The organism is Polynucleobacter sp. 39-46-10 (genome assembly GCF_002282275.1).
In genome coordinates this window covers 1-2,270 of the sequence record NZ_NCJB01000351.1, presented here as the reverse complement: position 1 = coordinate 2,270, position 2,270 = coordinate 1, and the positions used below count along the sequence as shown (strand labels likewise).

At 46.3% G+C, this 2,270-nt stretch carries 2 protein-coding genes; both read left to right on the top strand.

Annotation, left to right across the window (positions count from 1 at the left end; translation table 11 throughout):
- The coding region (locus tag B7X71_RS15530) for an FAD-dependent protein (protein WP_363927192.1) at positions 1 to 792 on the top strand (792 nt) is incomplete at its 5' end.
- 19 nt (positions 793 to 811) lie between these two features.
- Positions 812 to 2,227 (top strand): oxygen-independent coproporphyrinogen III oxidase, encoded by a 1,416-nt coding sequence (hemN, locus tag B7X71_RS15525; protein ID WP_293601373.1) that lies wholly within the window; start codon positions 812 to 814, stop codon positions 2,225 to 2,227.
- Positions 2,228 to 2,270 lie beyond the last annotated feature (43 nt).

Genomic DNA, 2,270 nt, shown 5'->3' with positions numbered 1-2,270 from the left:
GAAGCACTCCATGCAGCCGGTGTCTATATGGAAGCCAAACCGTTTTCAGTTGGCTTTCGCATTGAGCATCCGCAATCCTTGATTGACAAGGCACGCTTAGGTCCACATGCTGGTAATGAGCTCATTGGAGCAGCAGATTACAAATTGGTACACCACGCCAAAAATGGCCGTGCAGTCTATAGCTTTTGTATGTGCCCAGGTGGAACGGTAGTTGCTGCCACCTCTGAGCCTAATCGCGTTGTGACAAATGGTATGAGTCAGTATTCGCGTAATGAGCGTAATGCTAATGCGGGAATTGTCGTTGGCATTACCCCGGAAGATTATCCTGGCGGTCCACTAGCAGGTATTGAATTTCAGAGGGCTTTGGAGTCGAAGGCATATGAGTTAGGTGGCTCCACCTACGAGGCCCCAGGACAATTGGTGGGTGACTTCCTCGCTGGTAAGGCTTCTACGGACTTTGGTTCTGTAATGCCCTCTTATAAACCTGGTGTTCACCTGACAGACCTGGCTGATGCTTTACCTGCTTATGCAATTGAGGCAATCCGAGAGGCAATCCCTGCCTTTGAAAAGCAGATTAAAGGCTTCTCGATGAAGGATGCAGTATTGACCGGCATTGAGACTCGCACTTCCTCCCCATTGCGTATTACGCGAGGATCAAACTTTCAGAGTCTGAATATCAAAGGCCTTTATCCCGCGGGTGAGGGTGCTGGCTATGCTGGTGGAATCTTGTCAGCAGGGGTTGATGGGATTAAAGTGGCAGAAGCAGTCGCCCTTGACTATCTTTCTCAATAATTCCATAAGCTAATTTTTGATGAGCTCTGTAGTTTCTGAATCTAAGCAAAATGAAAAAGAAGTACTTTTTCATCCAGAGTTGCTGCAGAAGTTTGATATCAATGGCCCACGCTACACCTCATACCCTAGTGCCGATCGCTTTCATAATCAGTTCAGTGAGTCTGATTATTTGGGTGCATTGCAACGTGTAGCCCAGGCTGATGAGCCACTATCACTGTATTTCCATTTACCGTTTTGTCCCAATATTTGCTATTACTGCGGCTGCAACAAAATCATCACCAAGGATCACGGTCGCAGTGCTAAATACATCAAGTATTTGGCTAAAGAGATGGCAATGGTTTGCGCTGCAATGGGTGTGCAGAAAAAAATACCAGTAACCCAGTTGCATTGGGGTGGGGGTACACCAACATTTTTATCTCACGAGGAGATGATTGAGTTGATGCACCATACGCGTGAGCATTTTGAGCTACTTCCTGGTGGCGAATACTCGATAGAAATCGATCCACGACGGGTTGCTGAATCAGATATTGCTTTACTTGCTGAATTGGGTTTTAACCGCATCAGTCTTGGTGTGCAAGACTTCAACCTCGAGGTACAGCAATCGGTGCATCGCGTCCAAACTATTGAGGAAACTCAATCGGTAATAGATTGGTCTAGGAAGTACGGATTTAAATCTAGAAGCGTTGATTTGATCTATGGCTTACCAAAGCAGACACCAGAGACCTTCAAAGAAACGGTCGATGCGGTTCTCAAAATGAGTCCTGACCGCCTTTCTGTTTATAACTATGCGCACTTGCCCCATATTTTTAAGCCCCAACGCAGAATTGCTGAGGCAGATTTGCCTGGAGCTGCTGACAAGCTCGATATCTTGTCAAACACGATTGAGAGGTTGGGTGAAGCGGGTTATGTCTTTATTGGCATGGACCACTTTGCCAAGCCAGATGATGAATTGGCGATTGCTCAAACAGAGGGTAATTTGCATCGCAATTTCCAAGGCTATTCTACGCAAGCTGAATGTGATCTCTTGGCTTTTGGAATTTCGTCGATTGGTAAGGTGGATGATTGTTACTCGCAAAACGTCCGCACCTTAGATGAGTATTACTCGGCAATCGATGATGGCCATCTGCCCACACTCCGGGGCCTGCAATTAGACAAGGATGATTTACTGCGTCGTGAATTAATTGGCGAGTTAATGTGCCAATTTGCTCTGGATACTGATTTATTTGGCAAGACTCACCAAATCAACTTCCCAAGTTACTTCAAGATAGAGATTGAAGAGCTAAAGCATCTGGAACAGGCTGGACTACTGGAGTGGCAGGGTGCGAAGATGGTCGTGCCTATCAAAGGCCGACTCCTGGCTCGACGTGTGGCAATGACCTTTGATCGCCATCTTAGAGAATCTCAAGCAAAGGGCACTTACTCAAAAGTGCTTTAAGCGAAATTGAGTGAGAGCCTGTACTCATTTGATCTACATCAAA

Coding starts and splice junctions, on each gene's coding strand:
- hemN (WP_293601373.1), top strand. CDS start 812: ATGAGCTCTGTAGTTTCTGAATCTAAGCAAAATGAAAAAGAAGTACTT.